11 protein-coding genes and 3 tRNA genes are annotated in these 17375 nt (G+C 74.8%); 1 reads left to right on the top strand and 13 read right to left on the bottom strand.

Annotated elements, in window-relative coordinates; translation table 11 throughout:
• Nucleotides 1–158: 158 nt before the first annotated feature.
• The 8 genes from ACIRST_RS21280 to ACIRST_RS21245 form a co-directional block, all read right to left on the bottom strand.
• Nucleotides 159–2813, bottom strand: a complete 2655-nt coding sequence (locus ACIRST_RS21280; RefSeq protein WP_402803563.1) for a ComEC/Rec2 family competence protein — start codon at nt 2811–2813, stop codon at nt 159–161.
• 41 nt (nt 2814–2854) lie between these two features.
• Complete coding sequence (locus tag ACIRST_RS21275) at nt 2855–3583, bottom strand: helix-hairpin-helix domain-containing protein (protein ID WP_402803561.1); 729 nt, start codon at nt 3581–3583, stop codon at nt 2855–2857.
• A 722-nt stretch (nt 3584–4305) separates the two neighbouring features.
• Nucleotides 4306–5151 carry a DegV family protein gene (locus ACIRST_RS21270; protein WP_350525609.1) on the bottom strand — a complete coding sequence of 282 codons (846 nt, stop codon included), beginning with the start codon at nt 5149–5151 and terminating at the stop codon, nt 4306–4308.
• A 200-nt stretch (nt 5152–5351) separates the two neighbouring features.
• Complete coding sequence (locus ACIRST_RS21265; protein WP_402803559.1) at nt 5352–6155, bottom strand: hypothetical protein; 804 nt, start codon at nt 6153–6155, stop codon at nt 5352–5354.
• Between the two features lie 383 nt (nt 6156–6538).
• Entirely contained in the window at nt 6539–9427 is a 2889-nt protein-coding gene (gene leuS / locus ACIRST_RS21260; protein ID WP_350525611.1) for a leucine--tRNA ligase, read from the bottom strand.
• A gap of 325 nt (nt 9428–9752) precedes the next feature.
• A complete protein-coding gene (locus tag ACIRST_RS21255; protein ID WP_350525612.1) occupies nt 9753–11048 on the bottom strand; it encodes a hypothetical protein in 1296 nt (431 codons plus the stop codon).
• 96 nt (nt 11049–11144) lie between these two features.
• Nucleotides 11145–11217, bottom strand: a tRNA-Ala gene (locus ACIRST_RS21250).
• A 254-nt stretch (nt 11218–11471) separates the two neighbouring features.
• On the bottom strand, nt 11472–12911 hold the full coding sequence (locus tag ACIRST_RS21245; RefSeq protein ID WP_402803556.1) for an MFS transporter: 1440 nt from the start codon (nt 12909–12911) through the stop codon (nt 11472–11474).
• Between the two features lie 103 nt (nt 12912–13014).
• Here ACIRST_RS21245 and ACIRST_RS21240 point away from each other — a divergent pair, with 103 nt between their 5' ends.
• Nucleotides 13015–13914, top strand: a complete 900-nt coding sequence (locus ACIRST_RS21240; RefSeq protein ID WP_350525614.1) for a helix-turn-helix transcriptional regulator — start codon at nt 13015–13017, stop codon at nt 13912–13914.
• Nucleotides 13915–14047: 133 nt separating this feature from the next.
• Here the strand turns inward: ACIRST_RS21240 and ACIRST_RS21235 are convergent.
• The 5 genes from ACIRST_RS21235 to ACIRST_RS21215 form a co-directional block, all read right to left on the bottom strand.
• Nucleotides 14048–14120 (bottom strand) — tRNA-Ala (locus ACIRST_RS21235).
• Nucleotides 14121–14163: 43 nt separating this feature from the next.
• Nucleotides 14164–14236 (bottom strand) — tRNA-Ala (locus ACIRST_RS21230).
• A 310-nt stretch (nt 14237–14546) separates the two neighbouring features.
• Entirely contained in the window at nt 14547–15197 is a 651-nt protein-coding gene (locus tag ACIRST_RS21225; RefSeq protein ID WP_350525657.1) for a histidine phosphatase family protein, read from the bottom strand.
• Entirely contained in the window at nt 15194–15652 is a 459-nt protein-coding gene (gene rsfS, locus ACIRST_RS21220) for a ribosome silencing factor (protein ID WP_350525615.1), read from the bottom strand. Before rsfS ends, ACIRST_RS21225 begins: the two co-directional genes overlap by 4 nt.
• Before the next feature lie 205 nt (nt 15653–15857).
• Nucleotides 15858–17375: LCP family protein (locus ACIRST_RS21215; RefSeq protein ID WP_402803554.1), on the bottom strand; the 1518-nt coding region annotated here is incomplete at its 5' end.

The raw sequence follows: 17375 nt of genomic DNA, 5'->3' as shown, positions 1-17375 counted from the left end.
CCATATTTGCGCGCCGGGCTTCGCGCGGGGGGCCGGGGGGGGGCCGGCCCCCCCCCCGAAACGTTTCTCCTGGCCCCGCCCCTCCACTCCTCCTCCAACCCCAACCCCCAACCCCTTTCCCTTCCCCCACTTCGGGGTTGGGAGGAGGAGAGCGGGGGTCACACGGGCGGGGCCCGCGGTGTGCCCGGGGACTGCTCGGGGCGGGTGAGCGCGGCCGGGTCGGTCGCGCCGAGGGCGCGCGGCTTGTGGGCCTTCTGAGCCGCGTGGGCTGGCTGCGGATGGACGGCCACACCGAGGGTGGCCGGCGAATCGCCGGTCACGGCGATGTCACCCGCCCGGTCGGTCCGCAGCACGGTCGCGCCGAGCGCACGCAGCCGGTCGACCGTCTTCGGCGACGGGTGCCCGTACGCGTTGCCCTCCCCGCAGGAGATGAGCGCCAGTCGGGGCCGCAGGGCGCCGGCCAGGCCCCAGTCCTGGTGGGCCGAGCCGTGGTGCGCGACCTTCAGGACGTCGACCCGCCCCAGGCGGCCCGACAGAGCCGACTGGGCCGGCGGTTCGAGATCTCCGAGCAGTGCCATCCGTAGTCCTCCTGTCAGTGTCACCATCAGTGCGACGCTCGCGTTGTTCGCGCCGGGCGCCTCGACGCCCGCCCCGGGATCGGGCCAGACCACGTCCCAGGCCAACTCCGCTCCCATCGACCGCCGTTCACCACGGCCGGCCCTCAGCAACGGAACACCGGCCCCAGCGGCCCAACCCGCGACCCGGGCCGCCTCACCGGGCGGCTCGTCCAGCGTCGTGCCCTCGACCGCGCCGACCCTGCGGCCCCTCAACACCCCTGGCACGCCCTCGACATGGTCCGCGTGGAAGTGCGTCAGCAGCAGAAGCGGCACTGTCGTGATGCCGAGGTCGCGCAGGCACCTGTCAGCGGCGTTCGGATCCGGCCCGGCGTCGATCACCACCGCGCTGTCCCGCCCACCGGCCGCCAGGACCAACATGTCGCCCTGGCCGACGTCGCACATCGCCAGACGCCACCCCGGAGGTGGCCAGCCGGTGGCGACCCGGGCGAGTTGCGGCGGGCGCAGCAGGACGGCCACCAGGACCACCAGCAGTGCCCCCGTCACCAGCACCCGCACCCCGCGGCGTCGGGCGGGCGCCCGAATGCCCGGCTCCGCCCGCCGGGGCAGCAGGAGTGGCGCCGCCCAGCAGAGCGCCAGGACGGCCAGCGCGACCGTCACCGTTCCGAACCAGCCTCCCGGCCAGGCGAGTTGGCCGCCCGAAGGCTCGGCTCCGCGTCGCGCGACCAGGGCGAGCCAGCCGGCCGGAACCCCCGCCGGTACCGCGAGCAGGCGGGCCAGGCCTGGGAGGAACGGCTGCAGGACGAGCACCCCGAAGCCGAGCAGCGTCGCCGGGGCCACCGCCGGCTCGGCGAGCAGGTTGCACGGGATGCCGACCAGGCTGATGTGCCCGGACAGCAGCACCGTCACCGGCGCGCACAGCGCCTGCGCGGCCGCCGTCGCCGCGACCGCGCCCGCCAGGTGGTGCGGCCAGCGCCGGGCCCGCAGGGCCTCGGCCCAGTGCGGACCGAGGACGAGCAGCCCGGCCGTGGCGAGCACCGAGAGCAGGAAACCGAACGAGCGCGACAGGAACGGGTCCAGCAGGACCAGCACCAGGACGGCTCCGGCGAGTGCGGGCACCGCCTGGCGGGGACGGCCGGTGGCCAGGGCCAGCATGCCGATCAACCCAGTTCCGGCCGCCCTCAGCACGCTGGGTTCGGGGCGGCAGACCGTGACGAAGGCCAGCGTCAGCCCGGTGCCGAGCAGGGCGCCGGTGCGCAGCGACAGCCCCAGTATCGCGGCAAGCCCGTGCCGTTCCGGGGTGCCGGCCCGGCCGGGTGCGCCCAGCAGCGCGCCGAGGACGATCGCCAGGTTGGCCCCGCTGACCGCCACCAGGTGGACCAGGTCGGTGGCCCGGAAGGCCTCTTCGAGGTCGTCGGGCAGGCGTGAGGTGTCGCCGACGACCAGGCCGGGGAGCAGCCCGCGCGCGTCCGGCGGGAGCTTGTCGGTGGCCGTGCGCAGGCCCTCCCGCAGCCGTCCGGCGATCCGCTGCGGCAGGCTCGGCGGTGCCAGCTGCCGCAGGGGGCCGTGGACGACCAGCAGCGCCGCGGACTCGGTGCCGTGGCCCTCCCCCGCCGGCTGCACCTCGGCTTCCACGGCGAGTCGTTCGGACGGGAGCACCCGCTGCCAGGGCTCGCCGGCCGCGCCCCGGACCATGACGGTCACGGGTGTCCGTGTCCGGGTGGTCGGCCCGTCGGGGAGCAGGACGACCCGGTCGACCACCGCGTTCACGGTGAGGAGCGTCTGCCCGCCGGTGGTTCCGCCCCGGGAGGTGTGGACCTCGGGGTCTCCCGCGATGGTCAGCTCCGCCTCGACCGCCCGGGCGGGCACGACCGGCGCACCTGGGGCAGCTGAAGCACCCGGCGCTGCGCGCTCGGCCGCGCGGGCGAGTTCGGGCAGCGGCCCCCGGTGCAGGTCGAGGGTGTGCAGCGGGGTCGCGACCGCAGCCGCCGCACCGGTGAGCAGGACGGCGGCCAGGGTCACCGCGGCCCCGCGCCTGCGCAGGGCGCCCGGCCGGACGAGCAGCGGGACGGCCACGAGCGCGGCGACGCCCGCCGCCGCGAAGACCGGGACCTCGTACCCCGGCTCCAGGCCCAGGAGCGCCGCAGTGACCGCCCAGGCCGAGACGGCGGGCAGCAGCAGCCGGAAGTCGGCGCCCGTGGAACGGGCGTGCGGGATCGATGCGGTGGCCGCGGACACGGCGGGGCCTCCCTTCGCATTGAGGGGGACGGGCAGGGGCGTCAGAGGGTGAGCAGCGGACGGAGTTCCGCGTACGTACGGACGCCGATGCCGCTGACCTGCCGGAGCTGGTCGAGGGAGCGGAAGGAGCCGTGCGAGGCGCGGTACGCGAGGATGCGCTGGGCGAGGGTGGGACCGACACCGGGGAGGGTGTCGAGCTGTTCGAGGGTGGCGCGGTTGAGACTGACCGGTGGTCGGGGTGCTGCGGGGCCCGGCGGCCCGGTTCCGCTGCCGGGCCCGGAACCGACGGCCGGGGCAGGGGCCTGGCCGGCCTGCTCGCCGACCAGCAGCTGCTCACCGTCCGTCAGGACCCTGGCCAGGTTGAGGTTCCGGGTGTCCGTCTCCGGTAGCACTCCGCCGGCGGCCCGCAGGGCGTCGGCCACCCGTGAGCCGCCGGGCAGGGTGTGCAGGCCGGGGACGTGGACCCGCCCGCCGACATCGATGACGACGGCCGCACCGACAGCGCCACCGGACACGGCGCCACCGGACACCGCAGCGCCGGGCGCGGCCTCGCCTGGCACGGCGGCACCGGCCCCGGCCCCGGCCGCACCCGCCCCTGACGCCGCATCGACGGGGGCCTGCCCGTCCGTCCCCGGCAGCGCGGAGGCAGCCGCCAACGCGGGAACGGCGACCGTCTCCGGCCTGGCCAGCCAGAAGTGCTGGACGGCGTAGCCGACCGCGAACAGCAGCAGGATCACCAGCCCGGCCACCGCGCGCCGGTCGAGCGCCACCGCCGAACCGAACGAGGCGGACCGCAGGCGCACCCTGACGCCGGGAGGGTCCCCGGGAGCACCCGGCGGATCCGCGAAGGCAGCCGCAGCGGTGCCGCCGTCGGCACCCGGTGGCGGCGGCGCCCCACCTGTCGGCGGCCCTGTGGCCCGTCGCTCGCCCGTCGCGGACGAGGCCGATCCCGGCGCCCGCCCCGGGGAACCGCCTCCGCCTCCGCCCGCCCCGACGCCCCGGACACCCGTCGACCCGTCGGCGGGCCCGTCGGGCGGCTCGTAGGGCGGCTCATGAGGCAGCTCACGGGGTGGCTCGTCGAGCGTCGGCAGCAGCGCCGCCATCCGCAGCCGCACCGTCTCGTTGATCGCTTGGCGCTTCGCCGCGCCCAGGCCCATGGTCGTCATGCCGAGGACGGTAGGAGGCCTGCGGCGAACGCGCGGAAATTACCGCAACCCTGTGGATAACCCGGGGGGTGTGGACAGGAGTTGTCACTCACACGAGTGGGCATGGCCTTCGCGAGTTGACCGAACGGGGTTCGGCGCACCGGTCCGACCGCGGCGGTCCACCGTTGCCGACCGATCAGGCGCAGCCCCTGCCGGTCGGTCGCGTCCTGCCCGTCGGCCGCGTCCTGCCGGTCGGCCGGTGTCCTGCCCGTCGGCCGCGTCCTGCCCGTCGGCCGGCATTCTGCCCACGGGCCGACAGCACGCCGGGTGGGCCAACAGCCCGACCGTCAGCGCGGCGCGACCACCACCGCGAGCAGCCCCGGCCCGACGTGCGCACCGATCACCGCCCCCACCTCGCCGACGTACAGCTCCCGCAGCCCCGGCACCCGCGCCCGAAGCCGCTCCGCGAGCGGCTCGGCCCGGTCCTCGGCGGCCAGGTGGTGCACGGTGATGTCGACCTCCCGCTCCCCCGACCGCTCGACCGCGATCTCCTCCAGTCGCGCGATCGCCCGCGACGCTGTCCGCACCTTCTCCAGCGGCTCGATCCGCCCCCCGTCCAGGTGCAGCAGCGGCTTGACCGCCAGCGCCGAGCCGAGGAGTGCCCGCGCCGCCCCGATCCGCCCGCCCCTGCGCAGGTGCTCCAGGGTGTCGACGTAGAAGAACCCGCTGGTCCCGGCCGTCCGACGACCCGCGGCCTCGGCAGCCTCGGCCAGGCCCTGCCCGGCCGCGATCGCCTCGGCCGCCGCCAGCACGCCGTATCCGAGCGCCATCCCGACCAGTCGGCTGTCCACCACGCGCACCGGTACGGGCGCCTCGGCGGCGGCCAGCCGGGCGGCCTCGACGGTGCCGGACAGCTCGCCCGAGATGTGGACCGAGACGATGCCCTTCGCCCCGGCTTCGGCGGCCGCCCGGTAGGTGGCCGCGAAGGTCTCCGGGTTCGGCCGGGAGGTGGTCACCCGCTGCTTGCCGCGCAGCGCCTCGGCGACGTCCTTCGGGGAGATCTCGACGCCCTCGCTCAGGACCGAGTCACCGACCGCGACGCTCAGCGGGACCACCGTGATCCCGTGCCGGTCGAGGGCCTCCTGCGGCAGATAGGCCGTGGAATCGGTGACAAGCGCGAGGTCGGAGGGCATGAGCCGGAGGTTACTCCCCGTTCGTGCGCGAGGACAGCGCCCGGCGGCGGACGGCCGGGCCAGGCCACGAGGAGCCCGCCGGAGCGCGGCGCGAACCCGCCGGCGACCTGTCCCGCTCCGCCCGCGACCCACGCCCCGGACCACCCGCGGACCACCCCCGGGACGGTCCGCTGTGCCGAGCCCGGTCGAGCGCCGGGGAGTCAGCCCGCCGAGGACCCCGCCGACGGCTTCCGCAGCCGCTGCGCCAGCTTGGCCAGCGGATCGGCGAGCCCCAGCAGCTCCTCCGCGCTCGGACGCCCCTTCCCGTCCGTCAGCCCGGCCCGAGCCGCGCCCCCGGCAGCAGCCCCGCCGGACCCCGCGGCCGCACCCGCACCGGCACCGGCACCGGCACCGGCACCCGCACCGGACCCCGCACCGGACCCCGCACCCGTACCCGCGGAACCGGGCCCCGAGCCGTCCCAGTGCCGCAGCGCCCCCGCCTCGCTCTCGCACTCCTGGCTGAGCCGGCTCAACTCGTCGTCGGCGAACCGGTGCATCCGGTCCTGCGCGGCCCAGCGCATGGTCTCCGCGGACCGCGTGATCCGCTCCGCCCGCTCGCGCAACTCGGGCAGCTTGGCCGCGATCCGCGCGGTGTCCGGCTCGCGTTCGAGCATCCGCAGCTCTCCGTCGAGCTCCGCCGCGTGGGCGTCGAGCCGGGTCAGCAGGGCGAGCGACTCGCCGAGCTGCCCGTCCTGCGCGAGCCCGCCTTCCAACACCTGCCGGGTGCCGTCGAGCGAGGTCCGCAGGCCGAGCCGGACGGAGGCGATCTGCGCGGGCGGGCCGACCTTGGTGTACGTCTTCGCCTTGAGGGTGACGGTCTCCACGGCGCGCCGGGCGTTGGCTTCGTGCTTCTCGATCTTCGCGCCGACGGCCTTGGCCGCCTTGACCGTGCCCACCACCGCCAGGACGGCCGCCGCGATCCCGAACAGCAGGACCAGGCCGATCATCACGCCGAACACGTCCATCGCCGCGCCACCTTCCGCCACCCGTTTCGGCCCCCACCGGGCCCAACGCGGGCCGTACTGCCGAGGGTTCCACGGTATCCCCCGAACGCCCTGCGGGGCGGCTCGAACGGGCCCCACGGCCCCGGATCAGGGACAGATCCGGGATCTCCCCGAGGGACCCGGGGCCGCTCACCCGGGATGTACCGGATCCCGCGCAACCGCCGACCGCCCGAGCCGGACGCCCACCCCGAGCCCGCCCGCACAACACCGGGCCCCTGCCCGCACAACACCGGCCGCCCGCCCGCACAACACCAACCGCCCGCCACGCGACACCGACCGACCGCCCAACACGACACCGGGCGGGCGCCCCGAAGGACGCCCGCCCGATCAGCCCCAGGCCGGGATCAGCCGGTGACGATGTTCACCAGCTTCGGAGCACGCGCGATCACCTTGCGCACCTCGGCGCCGCCGATGGCCGCGACCACCGCCGGGTCCGCCAGCGCCAGCGCCTCCAGCTCGGCGTCCGAGATGCTCGGCGCGACCTCCAGGCGGGCCTTCACCTTGCCCTTGATCTGCACCACGCAGGTCACCGACTCGTCGACCACGTACGCCGGGTCGGCGACCGGGTAGTCGGTGTGCGCCAGCGACTCGCCGTGGCCCAGGCGGCGCCACAGCTCCTCGGCGACGTGCGGGGCCAGCGGCGCGACCATCAGCACCAGCTGCTCGGCCACCGGGCGCGGCGTCGAGCCGCGCTTGACCAGGTAGTTGTTCAGCTCGATCGCCTTGGCGACGGCCGTGTTGAAGCGCAGCCCGGCCATGTCGGCGCGGATGCCGTCGATGGCCTTGTGCAGGGCGCGCAGCGTGGCCTCGTCCGGCGTCTCGTCGGTGACGACCAGCTCGCCGGTGGTCTCCGAGACGATGTTGCGCCACAGCCGCTGCAGGAAGCGGTACGAGCCGACGACGGCGCGGGTGTCCCACGGGCGGGAGACGTCCAGCGGGCCCATCGACATCTCGTACAGGCGCAGCGTGTCGGCGCCGTACTCGTCGGCGATGTCGTCGGGCGCGACGGCGTTCTTCAGGGACTTGCCCATCTTCCCGGCCTCGCGCTTGACCGGCTCGCCCTGCCAGGAGTACTGGCCGTCGCGCTCCTCGACCTCGGCGGCGGGCACCGGGAAGCCGCGCTCGTCGCGGTAGACGTCGGCGGTGATCATGCCCTGGTTGAACAGCTTGTGGAACGGCTCGACGGACGAGACGTGGCCCAGGTCGTGCAGCACCTTGTGCCAGAAGCGCGCGTACAGCAGGTGCAGCACGGCGTGTTCGGCACCGCCGACGTACAGGTCGGCGCCGCCGGCCGGCTTGGTCGCCGTCGGGCCCAGCCAGTACTGCTCGTTGGCCGGGTCGACGACCGCCGAGGAGTTGGACGGGTCGACGTAGCGCAGCTCGTACCAGCACGAACCCGCCCAGTTGGGCATGGTGTTGGTCTCGCGGCGGTACTTCTTCGGCCCGTCGCCCAGGTCCAGCTCGACGTTGACCCAGGCCTCGTTGCGGGACAGCGGGGTCTCGGGCGAGGAGTTGGAGTCGTACGCGTCGTAGGTGCGCGGCGAGTAGTCGTCGACCTCGGGGACCTCGACCGGCAGCATCGACTCGGGCAGCGCGTGCATGACGCCGTCCTCGTCGTAGACGATCGGGAAGGGCTCGCCCCAGTACCGCTGGCGGCTGAACAGCCAGTCGCGCAGGCGGTAGTTGACGGTGCCTTCGCCGATGCCGCGCTCGGCCAGCCAGGCGGTGACGTGCGCCTTGGCGTCGACGACGCTCTGTCCGTTCAGCGACAGGTCGCCCTGCTCCCGGGCGGAGTTGACGATGACGGAGTCGTAGGTGTCGAAGGCGTCGTCCCACTGCGACGGGTCCTCGCCGCGGCCGTCCGTCGGCTCGACGACGCAGCGCATCGGCAGGGCGAAGGCGCGGGCGAACGCGAAGTCGCGGTGGTCGTGGGCGGGGACGGCCATGATGGCGCCGGTGCCGTAGCCCATCAGCACGTAGTCGGCGATGAAGACGGGGACGGACTCCCCGCTGACCGGGTTGGTCGCGTAGGCGCCGGTGAAGACGCCGGTCTTGACCTTGGCGTCGACCTGGCGCTCGACGTCCGACTTGGCGGCGGCGGCGGCCCGGTAGGCGGCGACGGCCTCGGCGGGGGTGTCGGCGCCGCCGGTCCACTCGGCGGGCACGTCCTGCGGCCACGCGGCGGGGACGATGGAGTCGACCAGGCCGTGCTCGGGCGCCAGGACCATGTAGGTGGCGCCGAACAGGGTGTCGGGGCGGGTGGTGAAGACGGTGATCCGCTCGTCGGCGCCGACGGCGAAGTCGACCCGGGCGCCCTCGGAGCGTCCGATCCAGTTGCGCTGCTGCAGCTTGATGGCCTCGGGCCAGTCCAGCAGGTCCAGGTCCTCGATCAGCCGGTCGGAGTACGCGGTGATGCGCATCATCCACTGGCGCAGGTTGGACTTGAACACCGGGAAGTTGCCGCGCTCGGAGCGGCCGTCCGCGGTGACCTCCTCGTTGGCCAGCACGGTGCCCAGGCCGGGGCACCAGTTGACCGGCACCTCCTTGGAGTAGGCCAGGCGGAACTCGCCCAGGACCTCGTCGCGCTCGGCGGCGGACAGTGCGGCCCAGGGGCGCCCGTCCGGGGTCCGGCGGTCACCGGACTCGAACTGCGCGACCAGTTCGGTGATCGGACGGGCCTTGCGGGCGGTCTCGTCGTACCAGGAGTTGAAGATCTGCAGGAAGATCCACTGGGTCCAGCGGTAGTAGTCCGGGTCGATCGTGGAGATCGAGCGGCGCGGGTCGTGGCCCAGGCCCAGCCGGCGCAGCTGCTGGCGCATGTTGGCGATGTTGGCCTCGGTGGAGACCCGCGGGTGGGTGCCGGTCTGCACCGCGTACTGCTCGGCGGGCAGGCCGAAGGCGTCGTAGCCCAGCGTGTGCAGCACGTTGTGGCCGGTCATCCGCTGGTAGCGGGCGAAGACGTCGGTGGCGATGTAGCCCAGCGGGTGGCCGACGTGCAGGCCCGCGCCCGAGGGGTACGGGAACATGTCCATGATGAAGCTGTGCGGCTTCGCGGCGACGTCACCGGCCGACGGGTCGGCCAGCGCACCGGTGGGGTTGGGGGCGTGGAAGGTGCCCTCCTTCTCCCAGATGTCCTGCCAGCGGGACTCGATCTCGGCCGCCAGCGCGGCGCTGTACCGGAACGGCTCGGTCGCGGTCTCGGCCGCGCCGGACGCAGGGGTCGTCTCGCTCATGGTCCTTCAAGCTCCATCGATGTCGGTTGGCGAACCGGGCAGGCGGCCGGCCCGTGGCCCCGCCCGGGACGGGGTCGGGGGCGGAAAACAAAAAATCCCCTCGCAGGAGGGGACGCCACGCCGACTCCGGCACCGCCCGAGGGCGCAGCCGGTCCTGGTCAGCGCGGCCGGCTAAGGAGCAGGCGCACGGTTCGCATGGGCTCAGGGTACCGCAAGCGACTCTGCGCGCTCCCGGGTATACCGCCGGGCCTGCCGCACCGGCACCGCGGCCGGGCCTGCCGCACCGGCACCGCGGCCGGGTCCACGCACCGGCCCGCCGACAGCCTCAGCGCGTCGGCGCGCGCCCCGCCGCGTCGAAGTCCCGCAGCGCCTTCGCCAGCCGCTCGGACTGCATCCCGGCCGCGAGCGAGCGCGCCAGCGCCGCCGTGCGGGCCGCCTCCCGCTGGTCGCCGAGCCGCCGGTGGGTCTCGGCGAGGCTCACCATCAGCAGGGCCTTGGAGCGGGCCCGGCCGGGTCCGAGTCCGGCCACGGCCTCGGCGAGCAGGGCCTTGGCGAGCCGGTTCCGGCCGAGCGCCAGCCGCCCCTCCCCCACCATCCCGGCGAGGGAGGCGCGGGCCTCCTCGGTGCCGGGCACGCCGTCCAGTTCGGCGAAGGCCCGGGCGGCGGCGGCCTCGGCCCGCTCCGGCTCGTTCCGGCGGCCGTACGCGCGGGCGAGCCGGCCGAGCTGGCGGGCCCGGCCGGTGGGGCCGAGTGCGGCGCCGTGGGTCTCCAGGGCGCTTTCGAGCGCGGAGACGGCGTCCAGGCCGCGCCCGCCCGGGCCCTGGGTGGCGAGCACCAGCAGCGCGCCGAGGACGGCGACGCCGAGCCGGGGGTCGCCGCTGACGTGGGCGGCGCGCAGCGCGGCGACGAAGGCGCGTTGGGCGGCCGCGTCGTGGCCGAGGTCGTACGCCGCCCAGCCGGCCAGGCGGGCGAGGCGGCTGGCCGTGCCGTAGAGCTCGCGGCCCAGCCGCTCGTCGTAGGAGCCCAGTTCCAGCAGCTTGGCGAGCATGGCGAGTTCGGCCCGTGCGGGGCCGAGGACGAGGCCGCCGCCGCAGGAGCGTTCGAGTCGCTGCTTGCTGCGGTAGGAGAGGCCGAGTTCGCCGACCAGTGCGGCCTCGACACGCAGGGCGCCTTCGCCGCCGCCGACAGGCGGGGGCGGTGAGGCGAGCCGGGCGGCGGCCTGGTCGAGGTCGGCGTTGCGGAAGAGGTCGGTGAGGCGGACGGGTCCGGCGTCGGTGGCCGCCTCGCGCAGCGCGGTCTGGGCGGTGTCGGCGGTCCACGGGTCGGTGAGCAGCCGGGGCGAGAGGATCTTGGCGCCGCGGTGGCCGCCCATCCGGCCCCAGAGCTGCTCGTAGGTGACGGCGATGCCGAGGGTGCGGCTGAGCACCTCGCACACCGCCTGGTCGTGCGGGCTGCGCGGGACCATGCCGCGGTCGCGCCACTTGTACGGGGCGGTGGAGCTGATGGCCAGGCCCGGCGGCAGCGCGAGGCTCACCTCGCGGGCGAGCCGTTCCGGACTCCAGCCGAGCTGGTGGAGTATCCGGGCCAGTTCCTCGTTCCGCCTTCGCTCCAGATCGGCCATGACACGACGGTAGCGGGACTCCGGGCCCTCCCGCCGGTGGGCGGGCGAAACGGCGGAGAGCCGCCTCCCGGAACGGGAGGCGGCTCTCGACTGCTGTGGAGCTATGGGGAATTGAACCCCAGACCTCTTGCATGCCATGCAAGCGCTCTACCAACTGAGCTATAGCCCCTTGACCTGCGATGTCACCGGGGCTTTCGGCCGTTTCCGTCCGGTTTCCCTCGGCGACATCGACTACTTTACACGGTCCGGGGCGTGCTCCTGAAATCCGTTTCCCGAGGTCCCCGGCAGGGGCACCGGGGAGCTTTCCCCGGAGCCCTCCGGACGGCCCCTCCCCGCCGGGCCGGGCCCCACTGTGAAGCCCGGCCACATCTGCCGGGCCGGACCCCACCCGCAGACCCGGCCCGGCCCCGCCCACACCCCGGCCTACCGCGCCGCCCGTCGGCTGCGGGCGGCGAAGCCGGCGGCGGCCGCCACCGCGACGGCGTTGACCAGCAGCGTGGTCCGCAACGCGTGGCCGGACTCGGCGGCCGGCGCCGGCAGGTCGACCTGCCCGAGGAACACCGAGCCGAGCACCGCGACCCCGACCACCTGCCCGAGCTGGATGACCGTCACCATGACCCCGCTGGCGTCGGCCGCGTCCTCGGGCGCCACTCCCGCGAGGGCCCGGGCGAACAGCGGTGCGTACGCGCAGCCGGCGACCAGTCCGAGCGCGGCCATCTCCAGCAGCGCGCCGGTCCCGATCCCGGCGCCGCCGCCGAGCAGCACGCCCAGCAGCAGGTAGCCGCCGCCGAGGACGACCCCGGCGATCGTCGGCAGGGCCGCGTGCAGCCGCCCGGGCAGCCGGTGCCAGTGCATGCTGGACAGGCCGAAGCCGATCGCGACGGGCGCCGAGCAGAGCCCGGCCTTCAGGGCGGTGTGGCCGAGCGCGGCCTGCTGGTGCAGGGCGAAGGAGAACATGAAGCCGGCGAAGGCCGCCATGATCGAGAACAGTCCGGCCGCCGCCGGGCGCAGCCCCGGGGCGCGCAGCACCCGCCCGTGGATCAGCGGCTGCCCGCCGCTGCGGGCGATCCGGCGCTCGACCACCACGAACAGGCCGAACAGCAGCACGCCGGCCGCGATCATCGCCCAGCCCCAGGCGGGCCAGCCGAGCTCGTGGCCGAGGACGAGCGGCACCACCAGCAGGCCGAGGGCCGCGCCGAGCACCACCAGGCCGGGGACGTCGAAGCCGCGCGAGGCGTCGCCGGGCAGCCGGGGCAGCAGCCGGGCGCCGGCGGCCAGCAGCAGTACGCCGATGGGCACGTTGACCAGGAACACCGGCCGCCAGCCGCTGCCGAACAGGTCCGCGCTGACCAGGACGCCACCGAGCACCTGGCCGAGCGCCATGCCGCCGGCCAGCACCGCCGAGTAGAGGCCGAGCGCCCGGGTGCGGGCGGCGCCGGTGAAGGTGCGCTGCAGCAGGCTCATCACCTGGGGCACCATCAGCGCCGAGCCGGCGCCCTGGAGCAGCCGGAAGGCGATCAGCCAGCCGGTGGTCGGGGCGAGGCCGCAGGCCAGCGAGGTGGCGGTGAAGGCGGCCAGGCCGAGCTGGAAGAGCCGGCTGTAGCCGTACCGGGCGCCCAGCCGGGCCCCGGTGATGAGCAGCACGGCGTAGGCGATGGTGTAGCCGGCGATCACGAGTTGCAGGGCGGCGCCGGAGGCGCCGAGGTCGGTCCGGATGGTGGGTACCGCGACGTTGACGATGGAGACGTCGAGCACGGCCATGAACTGCCCGCACAGGACGAGCGCGAGGAGCAGCCCGGGGCGTACGGCCGGGGCCCCGGTGGTACTTCCGGCCACGCCGGGCCGGATCTGAAGGTCCGTCATGGTCATCAGCCTGCGGCGGTACCGGTACTGGTGGTTAGAGCCTGCTGATCCTGGTACTGGCAGCACCTGTATCGCCCGGCGGGCCTGCGGCACGATGGTGGCCATGACCGTCCTGGAGGAACTGCCGACCGCCGCGGGCGGGCGGGACCGCCGCCGTACCGAGCTGGCCCGCTTCCTGAAGGCCTGCCGCGCGCGGGTCACCCCCGAGGAGGTCGGGCTGCCGCCCGGTCTGCGCCGCCGCACGCCGGGGCTGCGCCGCGAGGAGGTCGCGCAGCTCGCCGGGGTGGGCGTCACCTGGTACACGTGGCTGGAGCAGGGGCGGCCGATCAACGCGAGCGAGCAGGTGCTGTTGGCGGTGGCCCGGGCGCTGCGGCTGGACGGCACCGAGCGCGAGCACCTGTTCCGGCTCGCCGGGGTGTCGCCGTCGCCGCACGCGCAGGCGGCCGCACCGGAGTTGAGCCCGTCGATCCAGGTGATCCTGGACTCGCTCGCCCCGCTGCCGGCGGCGGTCTCCAACACCCGTTTCGACGTGCTGAGCTACAACCGGCCGTACCGCTCGCTGTTCGGTGCCGAGCAGATCCGCCCGTCCCGCGGGGTCGTCTTCAACAGCCTCTGGTGCATGCTGACCGCCCCGCTGTGCTGCAACCCGTGCGACAACCGTGACGAGGCGCTGCCGCGGATGGTGGCGGTGCTGCGCTCGGCCTACGGCAAGCACGTGGGCGAGCCGGCCTGGGAGGAGCACGTGCGGCGGCTGTCGGCGGGCAGCGAGCTGTTCCGGGAGCTGTGGGACCGCCAGGAGGTCGCGCCGCCGGAGACGTGGCTGCGGCGGTTCCGCCACCCGCGGCTCGGGGTGCTGCGGCTGAACGCCACGTATCTGACGATGCCGGGCGTGCCGGAGTGCTACATCGTGGTGTACGTGCCGGTGGATCCGCAGGACCAGGAGCGGGTGGAGCAGCTCGACTCGCTGCCGCCGGGCGGCTGGAGGCACAGCTGCGAGCCGTGAGGGGCACCGGCTCCCGCGGCGGTGCCGGGGCCGGCCACGACGCTGCGCCGACGTCGACGTCGACGTCGGAGGGCCCGAACGCCGGAGCGCCGGAAGGCCGCCACCCGTTGGGTGACGGCCTTCCGAACTGCTGTGGAGCTATGGGGAATTGAACCCCAGACCTCTTGCATGCCATGCAAGCGCTCTACCAACTGAGCTATAGCCCCGCGACACGGGCGACCCTGGCTGACCACGACCGCCGATGCGGAGTGGAGCTATGGGGAATTGAACCCCAGACCTCTTGCATGCCATGCAAGCGCTCTACCAACTGAGCTATAGCCCCGCACTCACCGGATCCTCCGCTTCCCTTCCGGGCCGCGTTCTCTTCCGTGCGAACGAGGAAGACTCTAGCTGGTCAGGGCCGGAACTGCGAAATCCGATCCTTCGAGGCCCCTTCGGGCCCGCACCGCACCCCCGTGCCGAACGCCCCGCACCCACGCGCCGGACGACCGCGCGCCCCGGCACGGACGCCCCCGCGCGCCTGCCGGGCACCCCGCACTCCCCCACCGGACGACCCCGCCGAACGACCCCGCCGAACGTCCGGCCGGACGGCCCCGCCGGACGTCCGCAGGGGACGCCCGTGCCGGGACCGCTCAGGTGTCGTCGCCGATGACCGGCTGCGGGAGCGTGCCCGCGTTGTGCTCCAGCAGGCGCCAGCCGCGCGTCCCCTGGCCGAGCACCGACCAGCAGCAGTTGGACAGGCCGCCGAAGCGCTCCCACTGGGCCGGCTCCAGGTCCAGCAGCCGCCCGAGCATGGTGCGGATCGTCCCGCCGTGGCTGACCACCACCAGGGTGCCGTCCTCCGGCAGCTTGGCGGCGGCCTCCAGCACCACCGGCACCGAGCGGTCGGCGACCTCGGTGGCCAGCTCGCCGCCACCGCCGCGCCGCACCGGCTCGCCGGCCGACCAGGCCTCGTACTCCTCCGGGAAGCGCTCGCGAATCTCGGCGTTGGTCAGGCCCTGCCAGGAGCCCGCGTAGGTCTCCCGCAGGCCCTCGTGGTGGGTCACGTCGAGCCCGGTGACCTTGGCGAGCTCCTCGGCGGTGCGCCGGGCGCGTTCGAGGTCCGAGGAGATCAGCAGGTCCGGGCGGAGCCCGGAGAGCAGCCGGGCCGCCCGCTGCGCCTGCAGCACGCCCTGGCCCGTCAGCTCGATGTCCGTGCTGCCCTGGAAGCGCGATTCGAGGTTCCAGGACGTCTGGCCGTGCCGCCAGAAGACGATGCGCGGGCCTCGCGCGCCGCGGCTCAGTGCAGGTCCTCGGGCTTGCCGAAGTCGTCGGCCGGGGCGACGGCGTTGCCGGCCTCGTCGGTGTGGGCGTCGGGGCGGTTGCGCGAGGCCAGGGCGTCCTCGGGCAGCGGCAGCTCGGGGCAGTCCTTCCAGAGCCGGTCCAGCGAGTAGAAGGAGCGCTCCTCGGAGTGCTGGACGTGCACGACGATGTCCAGGTAGTCGAGCAGGATCCAGCGGCCCTCGCGCTCGCCCTCGCGGCGCACCGGCTTGATGTCCAGCTGCTCGCGCAGCTGGTCCTCGATCTCCTCGGCGATCGCGCGGACCTGGCGGTCGTTGTTCGCGGAGGCGATCAGGAAGGCGTCGGTGATCGACAGCACCTCGCTGACGTCGAAGGCGATGATGTTGTGCGCGAGCTTGTCGGCCGCCGCCTGCGCGGCGACGGTGATGAGCTGCTGGCTGTGGTCGGTGACGGTCACGGTGTTCTTCCGGCTCGGCGGCTTGGGGCGGCGCCCCGGCACTCGGCCGGGGTCGCCTTCCAGGATCTCACGCCGCCCGGGCGGGCCCGGAACCGTTTTCCGCGCCCGCCCGCGCCGCCGTGCGACCGCGCACCCCGCCGCGGCGCGCCCGCCACGGCGGGTCGTCCCGTCCCGGGCCGGGCCGACGGCCGGCCCGGCCGTCGGCCTACTGGGGCTTCGGCGGCTGGTAGTCCTTGCCGAGCACGACCAGCAGGTCCGCGTTCTGGGTGTCCCCGGTCACCTTCTTCACCGCGCTGTCCGGCAGGCCGAGGCTGGTCGCCAGCGACTTCGCCGCGGCCTGCCGGGCGTCGTCGGTGTAGCGGATCTCACTGGTGGTCTGTGCGGCGGCCTTGGCCCCGCCGGGGATGAACGTCAGGCCCGAGTTGACGATCTGGACCTGCGCGGCGGCGGCCGCGGCGTCGCTGCCGCTGGCGTCCTGCAGCGCGACCCGGGCCGGGGCGTCGCCGGCGGCCGCGGACTTCACGGTGCCGCCGAGCACGTCCTTGACCTGCTTGCCCGCGGTCGCCTCGTCCAGGCTGCCGTCCGGCTTGACGGTCAGCGCGGTGGTGCCGACGTGGCCGTCCTTCGCCTGCTGGGCGAGCTGGGCGAGCACCCCGGCGAGGGCGTCCTCGGGCAGCGAGGGGTCGAGCACCGCGTTCATCCGGTGCACGTCGTCCTTGGCGTCCTTGAGCTCGGTCGGCATGGTGCGCACCACCGCCTCCATGACCTGCCCGAACCGGGCGAGCTGGACGTCCCGGCTCTCGCCGGGGTTCTGCAGCGTGGCGTACGCGACCGCGGCCTTCCCGTTGAGCATGGTGTTCTTCCCGGCCGCGGACAGCAGCTTGCCGTCCGGCTTGCCGCCCTCGTGGGTCTCGGCGTTGGTGTCCACCCGGACGCCGCCGAGCTGGGAGACCAGCAGTTCCAGGTACGGGGTGTCCAGCCGCCAGGTGCCCGCCACCGGGGCGCCGAGCACGGTGGACAGGCCGTCGCGGGTCGCCGAAGCGCCGATGGTGTCCATGGCCTGGCCGACGGTGGTGACCGGCGGGTCGGCGGGGCCGGGCAGCCGCAGGTTGTCGGGCAGCAGCAGCACCGTGCCCTTCTTCCCGGAGACGTCGTCGACCAGCAGCGCGCTGGACACCTTGCCCTGCAGGTCACGCAGGTGGACGACGTTGACCTGGCGCCCGCCGGCCGCGGCGGCCGCGGTCGGCTTGTCGCCGGTGAACCACAGGTAGCCGCCGACGCCGCCCGCGGCGAGCGCCACCACCACACCGAGGCCGATCAGCCGGTTGCGCAGCTTGCGGCGGCGCTCGGCGCGCACCTCGCTGCGGGACTCGGCGAACTTCAGCCAGTCGATGACGTCCTCGGTCTCCTCCGCCTCCTCGTCGACGAAGGTGAACTCGCCCGTGGTGTAGCTGTCCTTGGGCGCCTTGCCGCCGGACTTGCCCCCGCGCACCCCGGCGACCTGCTCGGACGGCGCGGCGGGCTTGGCCGGCGCCGCCTCGGCGGCCGGCCTGGGCACCCGCGGGCGCGGCGGGGCGGGTGCGGCCGGTGCCGCAGCGGCGGCGGCAGGCGCAGCGGGTGCGGCGGCCTCCGGCTGCGCCTGCGGCTCGGCGACGACCGGGCCGGCGGCCTGGTACGGCTGCCGGTACCCCTGCTGCCCCTGCTGCTGGTAGCCGTACGGGTC

The sequence above is a fragment of the Kitasatospora sp. NPDC101447 genome, from assembly GCF_044767225.1.
Classification (GTDB): Bacteria; Actinomycetota; Actinomycetes; order Streptomycetales; family Streptomycetaceae; genus Kitasatospora.
Note: the sequence above shows the minus strand (reverse complement) of the source record. Positions and strands in the feature narration are given on the sequence as shown.